The sequence below is a fragment of the Enterococcus sp. DIV0170 genome, from assembly GCF_051710765.1.
In the GTDB taxonomy this organism is placed as follows: Bacteria; Bacillota; Bacilli; order Lactobacillales; family Enterococcaceae; genus Enterococcus_A; species Enterococcus_A raffinosus.
This window is the reverse complement of the sequence record NZ_JBIOLG010000001.1, coordinates 393,343-413,637: the sequence shown is the minus strand read 5'-3', so window position 1 is coordinate 413,637 and position 20,295 is coordinate 393,343. Positions and strand designations below refer to the sequence as shown.

The window sequence follows — 20,295 nt, the reverse complement described above, 5'->3', positions numbered from 1 at the left end:
CCTTTTATGATGTTTTTTCAAATTGATCAATAAACGCTTTGATAAAGTTATCAAAAGTATCACTGAAAGCTAAGGCTTTCCTGAAGCTATCATCTTCCATGATTTCTACCAACATTTGACTAACCTTGTCTATCTCGAACTTTCCTAATTTATCTGGTGACAGCAAGAAAACCAATTGAATCTTTTGATACTCTTCGCTCCAGTCAATCCCCTCTGGAACTACTGCAACCGCCACATAACCTTCATTGGTCAGTGCTTCGATTGGATGAGGAACAGCCATAAATTCTGAAAATACTACCGAGCTGTATGATTCTCTAAGCTTTAACTGGTTTAAAAAGCTTTCCTGCAAGTCATTTTGTTCAACTGCTTCAATTTTGCCAATCAATTCTTTTAGAACTTTTTCTTTTGTTAGCCTTTTATCAGCAAAATAGAACAGCTCTGATTGGAAACTTCGCTTAATTAATTCAACTTTTTCTTCCACCATTTCGACCTGCTTATTTTCCTCACAGGTATTGAAATGACCGCCCTTAGTGCTTATTTCATGATTGATCTTTTTAATGTCTTCTTCCCCTAAAAAAACACTGACATTAACAATCGGTGCGTTTAAAACAATATTTCCCAAATTAATGGATGAAATAATCAGATCAATCTGACTGAGGTCCTGCTCAGCAATCTCATAGTAGCTGATGACCTTTTCAATCAAAATTCTGGAACCAAATTCTCGCTCTAAACGATTTTTGATCATCTGAGAACTGCCTAACCCAGTCGCACAAATGACTAAGACATGTGTTTTTTGATCATTGAAGTAGCGTTCAACCGCTGCTGTTATGTGGATAGCCAGATAAGCCCACTCTCCTTCGGTCATTCGATAGGAGCTAAATATAGGCATCTTGGAAAAGTAATTGACTGTCAGTTCATACAAATCTGGATATTGCGACTTGATTTCCTCCAGCAAGGGATTCTCAATACTGGAGTTGTTCTGCAGCCTTGTTAGCAATGGAATGAAGTGAATCATCAAACCATCAATTAAGATCGTATCATGTTCCAAGTCAAACGGTGTGTCCTGGTCAATCGCCTTCAATGTTTCCAACAATTGCGATCGAATTTCAGCCTCTGTCGCATCCGCTTTTTGAAAAATCGTTTTAGCGGTAATTTTATTCTTCAAGTGAAGAGCAATAAAATCCGCTTCTTCAGAAGAAAACGTGATCCCCATCGCCTGTTCGATCCTCGCTAATATTTTCAACGCGGTTTGATATTCAATCGAATCCTCGTCAAAAGCAATCGGCGCTTGGATATCCATCAAAAAGCCGTTTTGAATCCGTTTGATCGCTAAGCCGATATGGAGGACTAAATTGTAAACGATGAAATCTGAAAGCTTTAATTGGGATTCCCGACATTCATCTAAAACAATAATGACAATTTCCTCGACACTGATTCCTTCTAATAAATTCGCGTACATGGAAAAGGCAAACAAATTGTCATGCAAACGATCCATAAAAAAGTAATTCATAATAAAGTGGCGGATATTCTGTTCATTTCCTACGACGAAGATCCCTTTATTACTTTTACTTTGAAGCTCGATTTGATACGGTGTGATCAGTTTTTTAATTTCGACTAGATCGTTCGATATGGTTGAGCGAGAAACAAATAGCTCATCTGCGATTGCATCAACGTAAACAGCACTTTGTTCAAAAAAAAGACGGTTTAAAATATAGTATTGTCGATCATTTGATTCCTGAATCGTCGTAATATCCTTTGAAGTAGACTGTTCCTTTACTTCATTCAGATAAAATACATCAAATTTTTTGCTATCTTCAATTTTCAACTGATAGCCATTTCCTTGCTTCGCGTCGATGGTTGCAACAGCTTCCTTTTTCAATGCATCCTCTAGCAGATGCAGATACTTTCTGGCTGTTCGATTGGAAACATCAATTCCCGAAGCAATTTCTTGGCTCGTCAAATACGTGTGCCTATGATCAAAAAGCAGTTTTAGGATTTGTGTTTCTCGTTTGCTCAACATAGCTCTCAACCTTTACTCAATATTTTCAAGAATCACTTTAGACAATTTATCAATCCCCATTGGAATTGGAACATAAGCCTGCGGCGGGATGTTGACAATCGGCTTATTAACTTTCTTCGCACTCTTTTCTAAGCTGTCAAAGTACATCTTCGTTTGCGGACTAACAAGGTATAAATCATATTCATCCTTCGCAATCGTACTTGCTCCTTGCGATTGAGACGTCGCATCTACTTGGATTTCTTCTCCTTTTCCTTGTAAGTTCTCTGTTGTTTTTTTTGCGATTACTGATGAAGACATTCCTCCGGCACAAATAATTAATGCTTTTTTCATCGTTTTTTCCTCCCTATTCGTTCTTATTTTTATCTCCCCTATCATTAGGGAGCTTCTTTAAGCTAAATTCTCACCATTTGACGCAATGACTTGCTTGAACCAATCAAATGACTCTTTTTTGCTCCGTTCCAAGGTTCCATTGCCTTCGTTGTCCCGATCCACATAAATGAAGCCATAACGTTTTTTCATTTCGCCAGTTCCAGCAGAGATTAAATCAATACAGCCCCAAGGCGTGTATCCCATTAAATCAACACCGTCTTCCACGACCGCTTTCTTCATTTCTTTGATATGATTGCGGAAATATTCGATTCGATAAGTGTCATGAACGCTGCCATCGTCTTCTTTTTCATCGATGGCGCCAAAACCATTTTCCACAATAAATAATGGGACATGGTAGTGGTCTGTGAACCAGTTTAATGAATAACGCAATCCTTCTGGATCGATTTGCCATCCCCAGTCTGAGATACCGATATATTCGTTTCTGACAAAATCCTCCTGCTCATGGTAATCGAAATAAACATTCTCCTCTTTATGCGTGATGGCAAAGGACATGTAGTAACTGAAGCCGATATAATCAACGGTCCCTTTTTTCAATTCTGCTAAATCTTCAGGTGTTATATCTAAATCATAACCTTTTCTATCGAAGTATGTCATCATGTAACCTGGATAAGTGCCGTGCACGTGAACATCCGTGAAGTAATAGCGTTTTTCCATTGCCTTCTGTGCCATCAGAACGTCTGCGGGCTTACAGGTCGCAGGATAGATCGGACACATGGCGATCATACAGCCAATCTCAAAATCTGGATTGATTACTTTACCGATTTGAACAGCCTTTGCACTGGCCACTAACTCGTAATGAGCGGCTTGGTACATGATTTGTTCGCGATCATCACCTTCTTTGTAGGTAATTCCAGAGTTCGTAAATGGGAAAAATTGATCATTGTAATTGGCTTGGTTGTTAATTTCATTAAAGGTCATCCAGTACTTCACTTTGTCTTTATAGCGGTTAAAACAAACCTCTGCGAACTTCACAAAGAAATCGATCAACTTGCGATTGGCAAATCCACCATACTCGGTCACTAAATGATACGGCAACTCAAAATGTGAAAGTGTCACAACAGGCTCGATCCCATATTTCAAACACTCATCAAAGAGATCATCGTAAAATTTCAGTCCTGCTTCGTTTGGTATTTCCTCGTCGCCCTTTGGAAAAATCCTCGTCCACGCAATGGAGGTGCGGAAGCATTTGAAGCCCATTTCAGCAAACAACGCGATGTCTTCTTTATAGCGATGATAAAAATCAATCCCTTCATGGTTGGGATAATACTCTCCTTCAAGAACCCCATCAGTGATCCTTCGAGAAATCCCAGGCCCGCCAACCGTCATTACATCTGCAACACTTATGCCTTTACCATCTTCTTGCCAGGCACCCTCAAGCTGATGAGCGGCTACTGCACCTCCCCACAAAAAATCTTTTGGAAATCCTGTCATACATTTACCTTCCTTTCCTTTTCTATCCTCATCATAGCCGGTAGCGTTTACATTTAGAACTTAGACTTTTACCACAACGTTGTGGCAATTTATTGGCTGCGGCAGTTTCTATAGAAAAAAAACAGCTGATTGACGCAAAAAAAAACCTAAGATAGAGAATTCTGTCTTAGGTGCTTTTATCAAATTGATTTATTTTTTATTTATATTTTTTCTTCAAATAGATGTAGAAAGGAATTCCTAATGCTGTAATCGCAATACCGATCATTGCTAATGAGAATTGGTTGATCAAGGTCATCACTAGGATGAAGACACCACCGATAATTGCAACGATAGGAATGAATGGATACAGCGGTACTTTGTATGGACGAACCAAATCTGGTTCTGTTTTTCTTAATTTGATTACCGCGATAAATACTAGCGTGTAGAAGATCCAGATAACGAAGACTAGCATGTCAGTCAACATATCAAAACCGCCGACCATCATCATACCGATAGCGATCACTAATTCTAGGATACCCGCAATGTATGGTACATGGTTTTTATTTAGTTTCACTAATTTATCAGAGAATGGTAATTGTTTTTCAAGTCCCATTGTATAAGGAAGACGCATACCAGTCATTGTGTAGCCGTTGATTGTTCCGTATACAGAAATCAAGATACCGATGGTTACTAGCTTACCACCCATGCCGCCGAAGATTTTTCCAGCAACATCCATCGCAGCATTTTCGTTTCCTGCTAAAGCAGACATATCAATGGTGCGTAGGAAAGCAAATTGAACCAATAAGTAGACAACCATGATTCCTAAGATTCCGCCTGCGATAGCACGAGGCAAATCACGCGCAGGTTTTTTCAACTCACCAGCGATATTTCCGACGTGAATCCAGCCATCATAAGCGAACATTGTTGCTAATAGTCCGGCACCTAATGCTGGAGCGAATCCACCAACAGCCGGTCCCGCTTGAACTGGGAACAAGCTGACAGATACATCTCCTTGACGTAGCAAACCGAAGATTACGATCAATGCTAGAGGAACTAGCTTACAAACTAAAGTTACCGATTGGAACATTCCTCCGGCCTTTGAGCCTAAGAAATTGATTAACATGATTGACGCTGCAGCGACGATTGCGATCGGAATGATCGTTGCATCGCTCATACCGAATAAGTTCTTGAACTGAGTGGCAAAAATAATTGCTAAAGCAGCTACGTTTGCTGGGAAGTAGATAACTACTTGTGCCCAACCAAGTAAAAAGCTCCAAAATTCTCCATATGCGCGTTCAATATAGCGCAACATCCCACCGGTTTCGGGAATCGCTGCGGCTAATTCCGCACCTGTAAGTCCAGCACAGACACTGATTAATCCGCCTAGGAACCAAGACAACATGTGTAAGCTGGTTGACCCTGTTACTGCAGCAACACTGGCTGCTTTAAAGAATACCCCTGCACCAATTACAGTACCCATTACTGTCGAAAGGGCCGGGAAAAATGTCATTGTTCGTTTTAGTTCACCTTGTTGTGAACCAACGATTTCTTGTTGGTCGACTGCCATTATTTTTCCTCCTTATGTCGAAGCGACTGTTTGTTCACTTCTTAACTTGAGCTTCAAATCAAATAATTGAAGTTATTACATAAAAGAAATAAAACAAAAAAATTGCGCTATACCAAGTATTTAATAACTTCCTCCATTTGTTCGGACATTATTTTAACATGGAGAAAGAAAAAGGGAAACGTTATTTTAAACATTTCCTTTTTTCTTAGTCACCCCTCATTTTCTATTAAGAAATACTCATCCTTTTATGAATTGACTTTATCAAAGGACACTTTTGTTTCGACGCCTTCTGCCTTAAATTTCGCTGATAATCTTTCTAACATTTCGTCAGTCATTTTATCTAAATCAAAGTTTGGACTGAAGTCCCACTCTTTCCGTGCACAACTGTCGTCGATTGAGTTTGGCCAAGAGTTCGCAATTCCTTGACGGGCTGGATCTACATCATAGTTTAATTCGAAGTCTGGAATACGACGGCGAATCGATGCGGCAATTTGTTCTGGCTCAAAGGACATCGCTGTAATATTGAATGAGTTGCGGTGTTCCAGGCGACTTGAATCCGCATTCATTAATTTCACGATTCCTTCGATCGCGTCATCCATGTACATCATGTCCATATAGGTACCTTTATCGATGAATGATGTGTAAGATTTGTTTTTTAATGCTTCATAATAAATGTCTACTGCGTAATCTGTAGTACCGCCACCAGGTTCTACTTTGTAGGAGATCAAGCCTGGGAAACGAACGGAACGAGTGTCCACACCATATTTTGTGTGATAGTAATTTTCTAATAATTCACCCGCTACTTTTGTCACCCCATACATGGTGGTAGGATGCATCACTGTATCTTGCGGTGTGTTGTCTGGTTCACAGTCTGGACCGTAAGCCGCGATAGATGATGGTGCGAAGAATTTAGTTTCAGGTCCAATTTCACGTGCCACTTCTAACGCATTCATTAACCCTGTCATATTTAAGTTCCAAGCAAACGCTGGACGTTTTTCAGCGGTTGCTGAAAGCAATGCGGCTAAATGAATGATCGTATCCACTTCATAACGTTTTGCAACATCTAAAAAGCTGTCGTAGTCTGTTACATCTAATTCTTCAAATTGACCATTTTCTACTACTGGGCTGCCTTCAACAGTACGGATATCTGTTGAGATAACATTTTTCACCCCAAGATCGTTACGTAATCTTTCAGTTAATTCTGAACCAATTTGTCCTAATGCACCTGTGATTAATACTTTTTTCATGGATGTGACTTCCTCTCTCTATTTGTATTAAATGTATTTTTTATTGTACGGTTTCTTTGATGATGCCTAATTCTTTACCTACTTTTTCATATACCTTGATTGCGTCATCTAGCATTTCTTTTGTATGACCTGCGTTTGGCATATTCCGAACACGGCCGGTTCCCAATGGAACAGTTGGGTAGACGATTGGTTTTACATAAACACCGTTTTCTAATAATTTCTTCGAGAATTCCTGTGCTAGTTTTTCATCCCCAACGATGACTGGTGTGATTGGCGTTTCTGATTTTCCGATGTCATAGCCGATACGTTCCAATTCTGATTTGAAATAATTGGCATTGTCCCAAAGTGTGTCCACATATTCTGGATGTTCCTCAATTAAATCGATGGCTTGGATACATGCTCCTGCAGCTCCTGGTGTTAATGAAGTAGAGAATAAGAATGGACGTGCTTGTGATTTCAACCAAGTAATCAATTGTTTCGTACCTGCGACATAACCGCCGACAACACCGATTCCTTTTGATAAAGTCCCCATTTGGAAATCAATATGGTCCTGCATGTCAAAATGTTTTACAGTACCGTGACCTTTACCCATGACACCTGTTCCATGAGCGTCATCAACATAAGTAATGACATTGTATTTTTCACAAATCTCAACAATCTCAGGGATCTTCGCTACATCGCCGTCCATTGAAAAGACGCCGTCTGTAATGTACATGACTTTGTTGTATTCGCCACTTTCAGTCGCTGCTTTCGCTTTTGCTTCCAAATCTTCCATGTCCTGGTGGTTCACACGAATAATTTTTGCACCAGATAAACGACAGCCATCAATAATTGACGCATGATTCAATTCATCAGATAGAATGGCATCACCTTTTTTCATAACCGCTGAAATAGCGCCCATGTTACAGTTGAAGCCAGATTGGAAAGCAATCGCTGCTTCGGTTCCTTTGAATTCCGCAATTTTTTCTTCTAATTTTTGGTGAATGTCTAAAGTTCCATTGATTGTCCGAACTGCTCCAGCACCTGCACCATAATGTTTCGTTGCTTCCACATCTGCTTCGATCAACTCAGGGCGAGTAGCAAATCCTAGATAGTTGTTAGAGGCAAGGTTGATCATTTTCTTTCCATTAACAGTAATGATTGGTCCATTGCTTCCTTCCAACACATCGATTGTATTGAACAATCCTTTTTCTCTTAGATCTTCCAAGTTCGTTTCAAGAAATTGGTCAAGAACTTTTGAACTCATAACGATTCTCCTCCATACGATTATTGCGCAATCGAAGTTGTTATTTTTTGTCTTTAAAATTTAAACAACTCAAGATATTGTTTGCGCTTTCTTTATTTACACTCTTAGTCTAGCCGCCTTTGATAACGTTTACAACTTTAACCCTCGACAATTCTTTGAATTATAATAAAAGTTAGAATCTTTCTAATTGATTCTATTTAATTATCGATTATTTAGTTTTTGGAGCGAGAAAATGAGACTATTTTATTTTTTTAACTATTCAAAATATAACGTGTTCTATTTCACAATGATCGTTTAAAAATGATTTAAAAGAAGGCATACTTTTATGTAAACGCTTATACAACAATTTTATGTCCTTATTTTATTACGCGACTTTACTCACAATTTATGGGACGATTTCTAAATAAAAACAAAAATACTGTTTTTTTACTGTCTCTGCTTGTTTCTAATCGTTTACAAATAAAAGTCGTTACCATTTTCATATAAAACCGTAATTTCATAGTTTCTGATCGATTTTGGCAAAAAAAGAAGGAATTTTTGCTAAAAAGAGAAATCATTCAGAAGAAAACGATTGTTTCACTTTGTCCCTTGCTTCTCTTTTTTTTGAAAAGAATATCCTGAGAGAGAATTTCGCTTGGATGTTATTTTCAAATACTCTGTCTGTTGACTTCCTATTGAAAAAAATTTTTGTAGCTTAAGTGGGAAATTTTTTTATTTTTTTAATAAAAATTGAGTTCGTTTTCTTTCTTATTTAGCGGTATGATACTTTCATGAAGAAAAAGAAACCGTATACAATGAAGAGAGGATGAAGAGAAACATGAGAAAGATCGTACAGACTAACCCCTTAAGTCAGCGTCAATTATTTTCAATGAAGAAGGAGACTCTAGAGGCTAAAATAATTGCTTATTTCGAGCACTCAAAAAATGCTGCGGACATCGTCCAGTATGCCGTGGCAATCATGGTAAGAAATGCGCTGGTTTGCGGCGACTTCGCTTTTATTTGCCAAGACTTAATCCGACAAATATTTATGACAGCTAAACCCTGTGATGCCATGAGAAGATATTGTATCCTATTTGAAGATTATTTTTCCAAGACAGAGTGGAAGAACGTCGTTAAGCGAGTCTTTCTCAATCAACGGGAATACCAGCAGTATGCTGAAAAAGCTCGTTTATATAAGAAAATTTTGGAAGCGCCCAACACTGGTTCCCGAAAAAATCTCGATCTTGACATCCGTTTAGTCTCAGTCTTTGAAGACGCGAATGGTAAAAAGCACACCTTGACGCTACGAGATGCTGATGAAACAAAAACAAGAGCGCAAGCCGCGAGAACTTTAAAGATTTTGACCACCTTGACTATTTTCAAAAAAGCGGATGGTACACGAAAATTTGTCAAACTTATCAAAAACAATCGTCCTGGCGAAAAAGATACTTACGACGATGAAGCATTCGAAGTGGATGATTTTGCAGAAGTGGATCAAATTTTTGATAATGAACCAGCAAATCCTGAATCTGTGGAACTCTTTGTTGCAGCTGACTTCGATCCAAGCACGTTAACAGAAACAGAGCTGCTAGCCATCGTTCAAGCAGAGCATCCAGAAGTGAACAGCTTAGAAAATCTCCAGTTGACCTTTTCTAAGAAGGAAACTGAAGAGTTTATATTAGCAAAACCAGCTGCGGGAGATACTATTGAAGTGCCTCCGAAAGCAACTAGCAACAGTCAGAAAACTTCTACATTAGTCAAGGATCATAATGCCGTCGAAGTCGCTAATCCGCCAGTTGAACCGACTAAGAAACCAAAATTAGTCCAGCCACGTACAAATAAGCAGGGCTATCGGTTTAATCTGATCAAAGATTGGCTAAAAAGGAATACTTAATACAGACGAAATCTCTGCTGTCAGGGTTTATTTCGTTTGGTCATTTCTACTGAGTAATAAAAAAGCTCCCTCGAATGCTAGAGAATCTCTAACATTCAAGAGAGGTATATTCATTATACTCAGTCAATAATCAAGCAATTCAATGACTTGCTGTATTCCAATACGACAGTTTTGGCGATATCTTGGTCGATTTTTCCTTCTTCTTCTAATTGATTGATCAATTTCACGACCGTATCATTGTCTTTTCGTTCGTTCACTTGAATTTTTTGGATTAGCTTGTCCAGTTTTTTCCGGATGGTCGGATAACTGGTTGAGTAAGTCCCCGCTAACTCCTTAATTGAACCGGAAGATAAAATAAATTTTTTTACAAAATTGATTTCTTCCTCGTTTAATTCTGAGAACCAGCGAGGGATGTGTTCATTTTTCATTATAGACCTCTTTTCTTCGCTACATCATTTACAAGCGATAGTTGTTTTTTTAATTAATGTAATACTGCCGATGATTAGTGCTATACCACACCAAATCAGCAGATAATTTATCGTGTTTCCCGTCTTAGGAAGCTCCTTTTTCGTTGACTCGGTCGCGCCATTTATCGTTTGGTTTCGAACAGGGATATTCGCGAGCGCGTTCATACCTGTTTAAAAACGATTGAGCAGCGCTTGGCATCTTTAACTACGAGCCAAACAATTAAATTGAATACCGGAAACGAGATCACTTCCTTTATTCTTGATGACATTCTGTATTTTTCTTCCAATAAAGGACACGTTCTTTCTCTTCACACTAGAAATGATCAGTATCTGATCAATCAAACCACCTTGAACAATTTGGAAGAGCAGCTCTCAGATAATTTTTTACGCTGTCATCGCAGTTTCTTGATTCATAAAAAAGCGATTGTCTCTATTGCCAAAAATTTTTCCTCGGTTACTCTAGAAAACGGCGTGGAAATTCCTGTAGCCGTTCGAAAAAAGGGACAATTAAAATCGCTGCAATCCAAATTACTTTATTGTTCCTAACAAAAAACCGCTGAAGGATTCTTGCGCCTTCAGCGGTTTTTCAACTTATTCTTTCTTCATTCTTTTTAATTCCATCCTTCCGATAAGCACGATGATTCCCAGCCCTGTTAGAGTCAGAATTAGTGAGCCGGAGTATTTTTCTCCAGTAGCGGGTAATTTCTTCGTACTTGCTTGGCGCTGCCCAGCAGCAGGTAAGGTTCTTGTCGTTCCATATGTGGTTGTTCTCCCATCTGCAACTGGATTTTCTTGACCATTGCCCGGATTATTCCCTCCACTCACTGGCACCTCTTTAGATGCTGCTTTTACATAAACATAAGTAATGGTTTGTTCCTCTGCCTGATACGTTCCCTTCGCATTTTTCGGTGTTTCTTTAACCGTCCAGCCTTCAATATCCTTAGCGGTTGTTTCATAGGCTTCATCTATGATGCCTGCTTTCTGTTCTGAAGGTGCTAACTCCTTGCCTGCCTCATCCACGTATTGAATCTTGATCGTGCTTTTGTTTGTATAGATATAGGTGACAACTTGAGGTTCAAACGTGTATTTTCCGGCAGCTTGTCCAATCCTTTCTTTCAATCGGTACCCTTTGAATTTCTTTTCTTCAGTTTGATAAGACGAGTCCACTTCGCCAGTCATTGAGAGCGACTTCGCTAATTGTTTGCCCTCTTCAGTCAAATAATTGACAATGACGAGTGATTTTTGCTTCTTGTAAATAACCGTAATGACCTGATCTTCTTTTTTGTATCTTGCGTCACTGTCTAATCCCTTGACTTCCTTCCATTGGTAGCCAGCGATTTCTTTATTTAGTTTTTCAATAGGAAGCGGAGTACCAATCGGCTGTTTTCCAGTAAAACTTTCCGCTATCTCATCACCCGCTTCGTCTTGGTATTGAATCGTGACATTTCCTAATTCAATCGGTTCCGTAATCTTCTTATAGATATAAGTGACTTTGGTGATTCCATCAATGTACTCACCCTCTACATTTCCTTTTACTTCACTGAATTCGTAACCGTCGATCTCCTTTTGAACCGTTGTATATTTTTCCCCAACTTCAGCAATCGTCACTTCGCTATTTAGAAGCGGATGCCCTGTTTCATCCTGATATTCCACAATCAGGACGCCCTTTTCAGTTCCAGAGCCCTTCTTCGCATAGATCAATGTCACTTCCTGTTCTTGCGTGGTAAATGTCCCGCTGACTTGACCATCAATCCCTTTTAAAACATAGCCGTCAAAAGGTTTCACTTCTGCCGTATAAATTGTCTCTACATCCCCTGTTAATACGACATCTGCACTTAATGGATTTTGTTCTTCATCCTGATAATGAACCGTTACTTTCCCTTGAGCTGCTGGATTTTTCGTATAAACATAGATAACTTGAGCCACGCCTGACGCATACTTGCCAGTTGCATCCCCTTTTATCTCCTTCAGCGTGTAGCCATCAATATCTTTTTGGACAGTTGTATAATCACTGCCAATCTCTCCTGTCGACAGCTCATCACCAGCCAACGGTTTTCCTGCCTCATCTTGATACTGTGCCAGCACAATCCCTTTTTCCTTGGCAGATTTTGCATAGATCAAGGTGATTTCCTTGGGCTCGTCACTGAAGATACCCGTAATGGAATCTCCTTCCTTCACACCAGAAAAGACATAATCATCAATTTGTTTAATTTGAGCGTGGTAGGTTTCTCCCAACGCACCCGTCAGCGTTTCATCTGGACTGATTTGAACCAGCTGCTTGTTTTCATCATAGGTCATATAATGAACGATCACCGGCTCTGATTTTTTCCAAACAGCATACAGGGTCTCATTCCCTTTTGGTATCGTAATAGATTGCCCGGCAGCTAAATCAGCATCTGGATCTTTTGCGTCCTTATTCTTTGACCAGCCCGCAAATTGATATCCTTCTCGTGTGGCATGCAGATCCGTACCCGCTGGGATCGTTTGAGCCAAATCCTTATACCCTACTTGATAATAGGTCTCGGGCTGTGTTCCTTCGTAGTAAATCGTTCCTTCATATTTCGCAAGTGCCGTTCCCAAATCAAATATCCCGCCATTGCTGTCATATTTGATCCAATCAATCTCTACAGAACCAATATCTGCCTTTGCCGTTCGCGGCAAGCCACGCTGGTCTTCAGCGACATTGCGCAAATTCTCTACTTGATCATCTGCTAATTTCTCTGGTGCTATTGGAACCGTTGGCAGAATGATCGCATCATTTGATGTCCCTGCTTTGATCTTATTGTAGTTCTCTACGAGGCCGACCGGCGCTGTGCCAAAAACATTTTCCATCGTGACTGAAGTCGCTGTGCCATTATCATAGCCGAGGTTCGATTCAAGGTTTCCTGCACCGTCTACTCTGCCATCTGCAATATTATTTTTACTTGCTGCCCTGGCCTTATTTCCCACAAATAAATTATTGGCGTAACGTCCAGCTGAATAATTCAAGCCATAGCCTGAACTGCCGATTGCTCCGCCGTCATATGCCGCTTCATTTTCAACAAAGCTGTTATTGATGTAATCAACAGCGGCTCGTCTTCCTTCAGTCAAACCACCGTTGGCATAAATCTGGATCGCTCCGCCATTATTTGAGGAAAGATCCTGCCCTAATGCTTTGTTTTGATAAAACGTATTATTAATGAATGTCGCAGCACTGGCGATATTGTCATTGGTTTGGATCAGAATGGCCCCGCCATCGTCCCCAGCTACATTGCCAACAAATGAATTGCCTTCAAATAAAATATCTGTCCCTGTAACGGTATTGAAGAAGGCAATCGCGCCACCGTCAGCAAGTTTCGCTTTCCCACCGCCTGATACATCTTCAACTGATTTATTGCCTTCAAAGTAATTGTTCTTGAAGGTGAACTTCGCTGATGCACTTGGTTGGAAGAAGTAAATTGCTCCGCCTTCACCGCCGACATTTCCTGTTCCCGCCTGCATGGTTTGATTGCCGATAAATTTCGAATTGTACGCCTTGAAATTCGCCGAGTAGCCTTTACAAGCAATCGCTCCGCCTGAGTAACCAGAAGCATTGTTCACATTATTAGAAAACGTACAATTTTGCAGCGTCGTATTTCCACTAGTGTAAAAGGCGCTGCCATCATCATAGCCTCGAAAATTATTGACGATCGTATTCTCTAAAATGAACTCACCTTTATACCCAGAGACTGTCAGTGCGCGGGTATTATTTCCCAACCCTTCAAAAGTAAAATTTTTAATGGTCAGCCTTGAGGCCGCATTGCCAGTTCCGCCACTATAAGAAAATAACTGCTTCGCTGTCGTAGACTGAAGAGTTTTTCCCTCGCCATCAACCTCTACCTCGTACGCTGATTCCACTAAACCGATCGTTGCCGTGATATCCGTTGGAAAACTATTGCTTAAAGTAACTCGGCGATTTTCCGGTGCATTCTTTACCGCATCCTGAAGTTCGACAATCGTATCCACCGCTACTTCGTCAGCCATAGCGCGCTCACCAAATAGGATCGATAAACAGATACCCGCAATCAAACTGACTAAAATGATTCCTCTCTTTTTCATATGTATCCCCCTACTCTTTTTAAAAACAATTGTTATTTTTTAGAAACAATACTCGCTGATAAATCACTTTTCTACGAGCGACAAATCAGTTATATTTAGTCTTTCGTCGATTATTTCATCCTTATTTAGACGTTAACCGATTAATAATCCACTCAATATAATTCATTTTTTAAAGATTTTATATTAATTATTGATTATTTATAACCATTGTAATTTAAAAACATTTTTAGTTCAATAGTTTTTAAAAAATAATTTACACGGATTATTTTTTATTTTATCGTTTGGCCAAATACCTTAATTTATTAATAAAAGACAAAAAATATCTCATTTCAGAAATAACAATTAATTAAAAAGGATAAAAAAAAGACTCATTCTAATGATGAGTCTCCTTTGCTATTGCTATTCAAAAATAATTAGAATCGTTTACTATTATGGTAGATCATTTCCCGCCGCAAAGTATACATCGTACCATTCTTGCTTCGTAAGAGTTACCTCTCCACCTGCGGCACTTTCTTTGATTCGCGTGGGATTCATGGTGCCTAAGATCACTTGCATATTTGCTGGATGACGCAAGATCCAAGCCGTCGCGATCGCATTTTTATTTGTATTGTATTTTTTCGCTAATTTTTCTAACAGTTCATTCAATTCTGGGAATTTGTCGTTATCGACAAAGACCCCTTCAAAGAACCCGTATTGGAATGGCGACCACGCTTGGATCGTCACACCCTTACGACGAGAGAATTCTAACACCCCGCCATCATGGTCGAAGGAACGTGTATCTGTCATATTCGTATGCATACCGTAATCAATCATACCTGTATGCATAATCGAGAATTGCAATTGATTGATCAACAGCTTTTGATCCACATGTGCTTGCAATAGTTGGAATTGCTCTGGGTTAAAGTTTGATACACCAAAGTGACGAACTTTTCCACTTGCTTGCAGAATATCAAAGGCTTCCGCGATCTCTTCTGGCCCCATCAATGGATCTGGGCGGTGCAACAGATAACTATCTAAGTAATCGATCCCCATCCGTTCCAAAATACCATCTACAGAGTTTAATAGATGCTGCTTCGAAAAATCATAACGTTTCTCATCGCCAGTCACGATGCCGCCTTTTGATTGGATGAAGAATTTGTCTCGAGAGATGTTGGCTTCTTTTAACGCTTCACCAAAAACCAATTCTGATTTTCCATCACCGTACATATCTGCCGAATCAATAAAATTAATACCACTTTCTAAAGCTGTCTCCAAAACTTCCGCTGCTTTTGTGGAAGTTAGCGCTGACATTCGCATGATTCCTAGTGCAATCGCTGAAGTTTCCCAATAGCTGCTGCCGATTTTTCGTTGTAACATGGTGTCCATCCTCTCTGATAAAACATTTTTTTCTTACTTATAAAAGTATAGACTATTTCCCTCATAAAAAAAATCCCTAGCACTTAGAATCTCATTCAAGAGGTTGTCGCTTGACCCGCAGTGCTTCTCTTTCGTATGCTTAGTTCCAAAGGAGGCTTCCTCTATGTACTCGATGCTGAAAAAAATTATTACCGAAAAAGATATTCATCGTCAGATCTTACTCTTGGAGCAGCTTTTGAATCACCCGCAACTGACCGCTAAAGAACTAGCAAAGAACATCGGAACCACTGAACGAACAATTTTCTCTGATTTACAGCTGATTCGCCACTACCTGCCGGAACATTGGACATTAGACTCTGATAACAGCGGGATTCGTTTGCTCTCAAAGGAAAAGGCGTTGACCAATGATCTATGGGAAGCTTTTTTGCCCCATTCAGTTAGCTTGCAATTAATCAAAGAACTTTTTTTTACGAAGGAACTGAATATTCCTCGTTTTCTTGATGAAACGGGCGTCTCCTACGAAACGCTTAAGCGCCATCGAACAAAAATCAATCAACAGCTGAAGTCCTTTAACATTAAAATTCGCCTAACCTCAACGAACGCCTATCTAATCGGCGAAGAAAGTGCTATTCGAATTTTTTATCATCGACTGCTGCTTCCCTTCACCCATAACAATTACTTCTTTGAGGATTATTCGATCCATGAAGAACATTATCTATATTTTTTGACAAAGAGGATTACTGACGGCATATCTGTTGAGACAGAACAGATTTTTGGTATTTGCTGGTTTTTTATCAACAGTATTCGCATCAAGGCTGGCTGCTCAATCAATGACTTCAGCTTTGAAGCCAACGATCCGCTGTTTAGTCTCTACGCACCACTACTAAAAGAGCTCTATGAAAAAGAAGGCGTCTATTTGAAAGAGGAGGAAATCTTTTTTGCCTTTTTCTGCTTTTTAGAAAGCTGGAACTACAACAATCCCTTGGGCAAGAATGTTTCAAAGGTGTTAACGCAGGAATACCCGTTGTTGCGAAAGAACGCTCAGGAAGCGGTTCAGGAAATTGCGGATGCCCTCCATTTACAAGCGTTGCTGCAAACAAACTTAGCGACAAACATCGTGCTTTTATTGTTAAAATATGCAGAATCGCCAGTATTGTCGAAGCAATTTCAACTAGAATATCAGGAACTGCTGCTGCAAAGAAATGACCAATATGCTATTTTGGCCGAAGCCAGTACCAAACTGTTTAATCGTTTGCCGCAATTTTCTACAATTGGAGATACTACCTATTTCGTCAACCTCTTTTCTCTTTTGAGTCAGCAAGCGATTTATACGATTCAGCCGCCTAGCAAAACCGTCTTTTTCATTTTCCAAAGCGAGCCGTCCTGGAAAGCCTTCTTGCAGCAGGAACTAGCAGACCTTTTAGGAAAACGGGTGAACCTCGTTTCGCTAGAAATTTCTCAATTGCCGGAAACGACGATGGGAACCGGAGACCTGATTCTCTCTAATATTCCGCTAGATTCGATGCCCGTCCCTATACTTTATTTATCCACCATTCCAACTAAAAATGAGCTCAGTCAATTGACTGAACTCACTTCACATTCTTATTTATAAGTAAAACGGTTAGTCATTCTGGTAACGGCTGACCGCTTTTTCTTTTCTCCGAAAAACCCCTTTGCTGATCCTCTTCTCGATTTCAACGACTAGAAACAGCAGCAATGCATTGGCTAAAATTACTAATTGTTGTGCTGGACTAAGTGCCGTTGTTCCAATTAACTGCTGCGCCAAAGGAAGGAAGACCACACCTGCTTGGAGAATAAAGAGAATGCCTAATGAAAGAAACAAAAACTTATTCTCGAAGAAGCGGCGATTGATCGCTGGATCAAATAGCTCACGACAATTGATCATGTATACTGCCTGCCCTAAAACAATGCTTTGTAAAAGAATGGTCTGCTGCAGCGCCGCTCCTTCAAAGCGCATAGATAAGAAGTAGGCTGGAATCATGATCAGCAGAGAGACATACAGAATCCGAAAGAAGCTATAGCCTGATAGTATCCCCAGCTTTGTATCTCTTGGCGGACGCGTCATCGTATCGCTGCTTGCTTTTTCAAAGCCTAAAGCATAGGAGAGCGTGATTGTAGTCACCATATTCACCCACAATATTTGAATCGGTGTCAACGGTAGCGGACGGTTCATTAAGAGAGCCAATATCACGATCAACCCTTGCGCCAAAGCTGTAGGTAAAAAGAAATTAATCGTCTTTTGCAGATTATCAAAAATCCGACGCCCCTCTTTAACTGCTTTTACAATTGTATAGAAGTTATCGTCTGCTAATACCATATCAGCAGCCTGCTTGCTTACCTCGCTGCCTTTGATCCCCATCGCAATCCCAATATCTGCTTGCTTCAGGGCCGGCGCATCATTCACGCCATCGCCGGTCATCCCAACAACTTCTTCATTTTTCTGCAACGCAGTCACAATTCTCAGCTTATGATCAGGCGTCGTTCGAGCAAATACGTCCACATGCCCAACCGCTTCAGCCAATTCCTCATCTGACATTCCGTCAATGTCGGCCCCCTCTAGTAGTTTAGCCGTGTGCTTTAAGCCAATTTGTTCACTGATTGCTTGCGCCGTTGCTTTATGATCCCCGGTGATCATTTTTACTGAGATTCCAGCCTGCTGCGCCTGAGCTACAGCACGAATCGCACTCTCTTTTGGCGGATCAATAATCCCCGCCAAGCCAGCAAAGGTTAAGCCATGTAAGGCGTCGTGGGTCAATTCCGCAGAAGAAACCTTTTTATATCCGAATCCCAGAACACGCTGGCCTCTGCTAGCCAACGCTAAACCACGCTTTTCCCACTTACTTTTTTCCGTATTTTCTAACGCTGCTTTTTCTAATAATACTTCCGGTGCCCCTTTAATGAAAATCACGTACTCATCGTCAACGGCATGTAGTGTTGCCATATACTTATAGCTAGAGCTGAAGGGAATCTTCCCTAACACTGGTTTTAGCTGCTGATTTTCCTCGTCTACATACTTCAATAGTGCCAGCTCTGTTGGATTGCCATGGATTTCTTCGATTGTTTGCTCATCTTTGGTTTTTAAATCCTGACAATTGTTCATGATTTCCTTCACTAACGTTGGTTTCTCCGTGACAACCTCCTGCACAGTCATCTCATTTTTCGTGAGCGTTCCTGTTTTATCTGAACAGATCACTGTCATCGATCCTAACGTCTCTACCGCTGGCATGCCTTTGATAATCGCATTCTCATCAGCCATCTCTTTGACACCAATGGATAAAATCATTGTTAAAACGGCTGGCAGTCCTTCAGGAATCATCGCAACGATCAACGCGATACTCGCCGAGAACATCAAGCTCCAATCCATTCCATACCTGAAACTCGTAAAGAAGAGTAAAAACACAATTAATGCTAAAATCCCTCTAAAGATTTGCTTGTTTAACTGGTGCATCTTTTTCACTAACGGTGTTGTCTGAGACTGGATCGACTGCAACGCATGATTGATTTTTCCGATTTCAGTGGCGTCTCCTGTTTCAATAACCACACCACGTGCCGAACCTGTCTGTACCAGCGTACCTGAAAAGGCCATATTTAGCTGATCCCCAGCTAGAGCCTCTTGCGCAATCGCATCAACCTTCTTTTCAACTGCCTCTGATTCACCAGTTAAGATCGATTCCTCTACCGTTAAGTCATGTACCTCGATTAAACGTAAATCAGCGGGAATCACATCGCCTGCCTTCAAGAGAACAATATCTCCTCGAACCAGCTCCTCAGAATTTACTTTAAGCGCTTGGCCTTCATTTAAAACCGTGGCTTCCTGCCCCATCATCTGCTTTAATCCGTCTAATGATTCCTCCGCTTTTCGCTCTTGCCAATAGCCTACAAAGCCATTGACGATTACTACTAGGAAAATAATACTGCCTTCAATCACTTCGCCTGTTGCAAATTTCAATAGCGCCGCAACAATCAAAACCACCATCAATAAATCTGTAAAATGCTTGGCGATTTTACGCCACAATGGAACCTGCTCCTTTTCTTCCATCTTATTCGGTCCATTGTTTTTCAAACGTGTCTTCCGTTCTTCTTTTGTTAATCCAGCAACTTGTGAGTCTGTTTTATGTAAAACATCTTTTACTGATAATTGATACCATTTCATCTGTATTCCTCCATCTCATTCATTTGATACCTTAAGTATACGGAGAAATCACAATTTTTAAGGTCGATAATTTCATGGAAGACTGAAATAATTGTGTTTTAGCAAACAAAAAAAAAGCGCCACTCCAAAATGAAGTGCCGCTATGCCACAATAAGACTAATGTAAAAAGTTTTGCAGATCATCGCCGTATTCATCGATTTTCTTCGTTGTCAAAATTGTCCCTGCAACTAAAACGCCGCCTACGATAAGTGTACTAGCAACCATAAACTTAAATAATGATTTCATGCTATTTCCCTCCTGCGTTTTTTATTAATGAAAAACGAAACCGTTAAAACTCGCTTAACTGTCCCGACCATTTTATATATTAAACATAGCATAAGTAATTGAAAGTATCTTCTAATATGCTTAAACGCTTGGTACGGTTTTTGAACAAATAAAAAAACCCCGCTCCATCGAGCGAGGTTGATC

15 protein-coding genes are annotated in these 20,295 nt (G+C 40.1%); 3 read left to right on the top strand and 12 right to left on the bottom strand.

The window, feature by feature from the left end:
- Positions 1-4: 4 nt before the first annotated feature.
- From IGI50_RS01980 to IGI50_RS01955, 6 genes are all read right to left on the bottom strand, one after another.
- Entirely contained in the window at positions 5-2,020 is a 2,016-nt protein-coding gene (locus tag IGI50_RS01980) for a BglG family transcription antiterminator (RefSeq protein ID WP_438775996.1), read from the bottom strand.
- A gap of 12 nt (positions 2,021-2,032) precedes the next feature.
- Positions 2,033-2,350, bottom strand: coding sequence for a PTS cellobiose transporter subunit IIB (locus IGI50_RS01975; protein ID WP_010747039.1), 318 nt, complete (start codon positions 2,348-2,350; stop codon positions 2,033-2,035).
- Between the two features lie 57 nt (positions 2,351-2,407).
- Positions 2,408-3,841: a 6-phospho-beta-glucosidase gene (locus IGI50_RS01970; RefSeq protein ID WP_438775995.1), complete on the bottom strand. Its 1,434-nt coding sequence runs from the start codon at positions 3,839-3,841 to the stop codon at positions 2,408-2,410.
- Between the two features lie 196 nt (positions 3,842-4,037).
- A complete protein-coding gene (locus IGI50_RS01965; protein WP_438775994.1) occupies positions 4,038-5,387 on the bottom strand; it encodes an APC family permease in 1,350 nt (449 codons plus the stop codon).
- Between the two features lie 245 nt (positions 5,388-5,632).
- Positions 5,633-6,634 carry an NAD-dependent epimerase/dehydratase family protein gene (locus tag IGI50_RS01960; protein WP_218256531.1) on the bottom strand — a complete coding sequence of 334 codons (1,002 nt, stop codon included), beginning with the start codon at positions 6,632-6,634 and terminating at the stop codon, positions 5,633-5,635.
- Positions 6,635-6,674: 40 nt separating this feature from the next.
- Positions 6,675-7,880 carry a glycine C-acetyltransferase gene (locus tag IGI50_RS01955; RefSeq protein WP_218256530.1) on the bottom strand — a complete coding sequence of 402 codons (1,206 nt, stop codon included), beginning with the start codon at positions 7,878-7,880 and terminating at the stop codon, positions 6,675-6,677.
- A gap of 817 nt (positions 7,881-8,697) precedes the next feature.
- On the opposite strand from IGI50_RS01955, the gene IGI50_RS01950 reads away from it, so the two are divergent.
- Entirely contained in the window at positions 8,698-9,753 is a 1,056-nt protein-coding gene (locus tag IGI50_RS01950; RefSeq protein WP_438775993.1) for a hypothetical protein, read from the top strand.
- Between the two features lie 119 nt (positions 9,754-9,872).
- Here the strand turns inward: IGI50_RS01950 and IGI50_RS01945 are convergent, their stop codons facing one another.
- Together IGI50_RS01945 and IGI50_RS01940 are read right to left on the bottom strand one after the other, a co-directional pair.
- Positions 9,873-10,181 (bottom strand): DUF2089 family protein, encoded by a 309-nt coding sequence (locus IGI50_RS01945; protein WP_218256528.1) that lies wholly within the window; start codon positions 10,179-10,181, stop codon positions 9,873-9,875.
- A 24-nt stretch (positions 10,182-10,205) separates the two neighbouring features.
- Positions 10,206-10,385: an LPXTG cell wall anchor domain-containing protein gene (locus tag IGI50_RS01940; RefSeq protein WP_438775992.1), complete on the bottom strand. Its 180-nt coding sequence runs from the start codon at positions 10,383-10,385 to the stop codon at positions 10,206-10,208.
- A gap of 27 nt (positions 10,386-10,412) precedes the next feature.
- On the opposite strand from IGI50_RS01940, the gene IGI50_RS01935 reads away from it, so the two are divergent.
- Positions 10,413-10,766, top strand: coding sequence for a LytR/AlgR family response regulator transcription factor (locus tag IGI50_RS01935; protein ID WP_438775991.1), 354 nt, complete (start codon positions 10,413-10,415; stop codon positions 10,764-10,766).
- A gap of 45 nt (positions 10,767-10,811) precedes the next feature.
- Here IGI50_RS01935 and IGI50_RS01930 read toward each other — a convergent pair whose 3' ends face one another.
- Complete coding sequence (locus IGI50_RS01930) at positions 10,812-14,297, bottom strand: MucBP domain-containing protein (RefSeq protein ID WP_438775990.1); 3,486 nt, start codon at positions 14,295-14,297, stop codon at positions 10,812-10,814.
- Positions 14,298-14,726: 429 nt separating this feature from the next.
- Positions 14,727-15,653, bottom strand: coding sequence for an aldo/keto reductase (locus tag IGI50_RS01925; RefSeq protein ID WP_438775989.1), 927 nt, complete (start codon positions 15,651-15,653; stop codon positions 14,727-14,729).
- 163 nt (positions 15,654-15,816) lie between these two features.
- On the opposite strand from IGI50_RS01925, the gene IGI50_RS01920 reads away from it, so the two are divergent.
- Positions 15,817-17,265 (top strand): helix-turn-helix domain-containing protein, encoded by a 1,449-nt coding sequence (locus tag IGI50_RS01920; protein ID WP_438775988.1) that lies wholly within the window; start codon positions 15,817-15,819, stop codon positions 17,263-17,265.
- Between the two features lie 9 nt (positions 17,266-17,274).
- On the opposite strand, the gene IGI50_RS01915 is transcribed toward IGI50_RS01920, so the two are convergent.
- Together IGI50_RS01915 and IGI50_RS01910 are read right to left on the bottom strand one after the other, a co-directional pair.
- A complete protein-coding gene (locus IGI50_RS01915; RefSeq protein WP_438775987.1) occupies positions 17,275-19,827 on the bottom strand; it encodes an HAD-IC family P-type ATPase in 2,553 nt (850 codons plus the stop codon).
- 156 nt (positions 19,828-19,983) lie between these two features.
- Positions 19,984-20,112: a hypothetical protein gene (locus IGI50_RS01910; RefSeq protein ID WP_010747051.1), complete on the bottom strand. Its 129-nt coding sequence runs from the start codon at positions 20,110-20,112 to the stop codon at positions 19,984-19,986.
- Between the last annotated feature and the right edge of the window lie 183 nt (positions 20,113-20,295).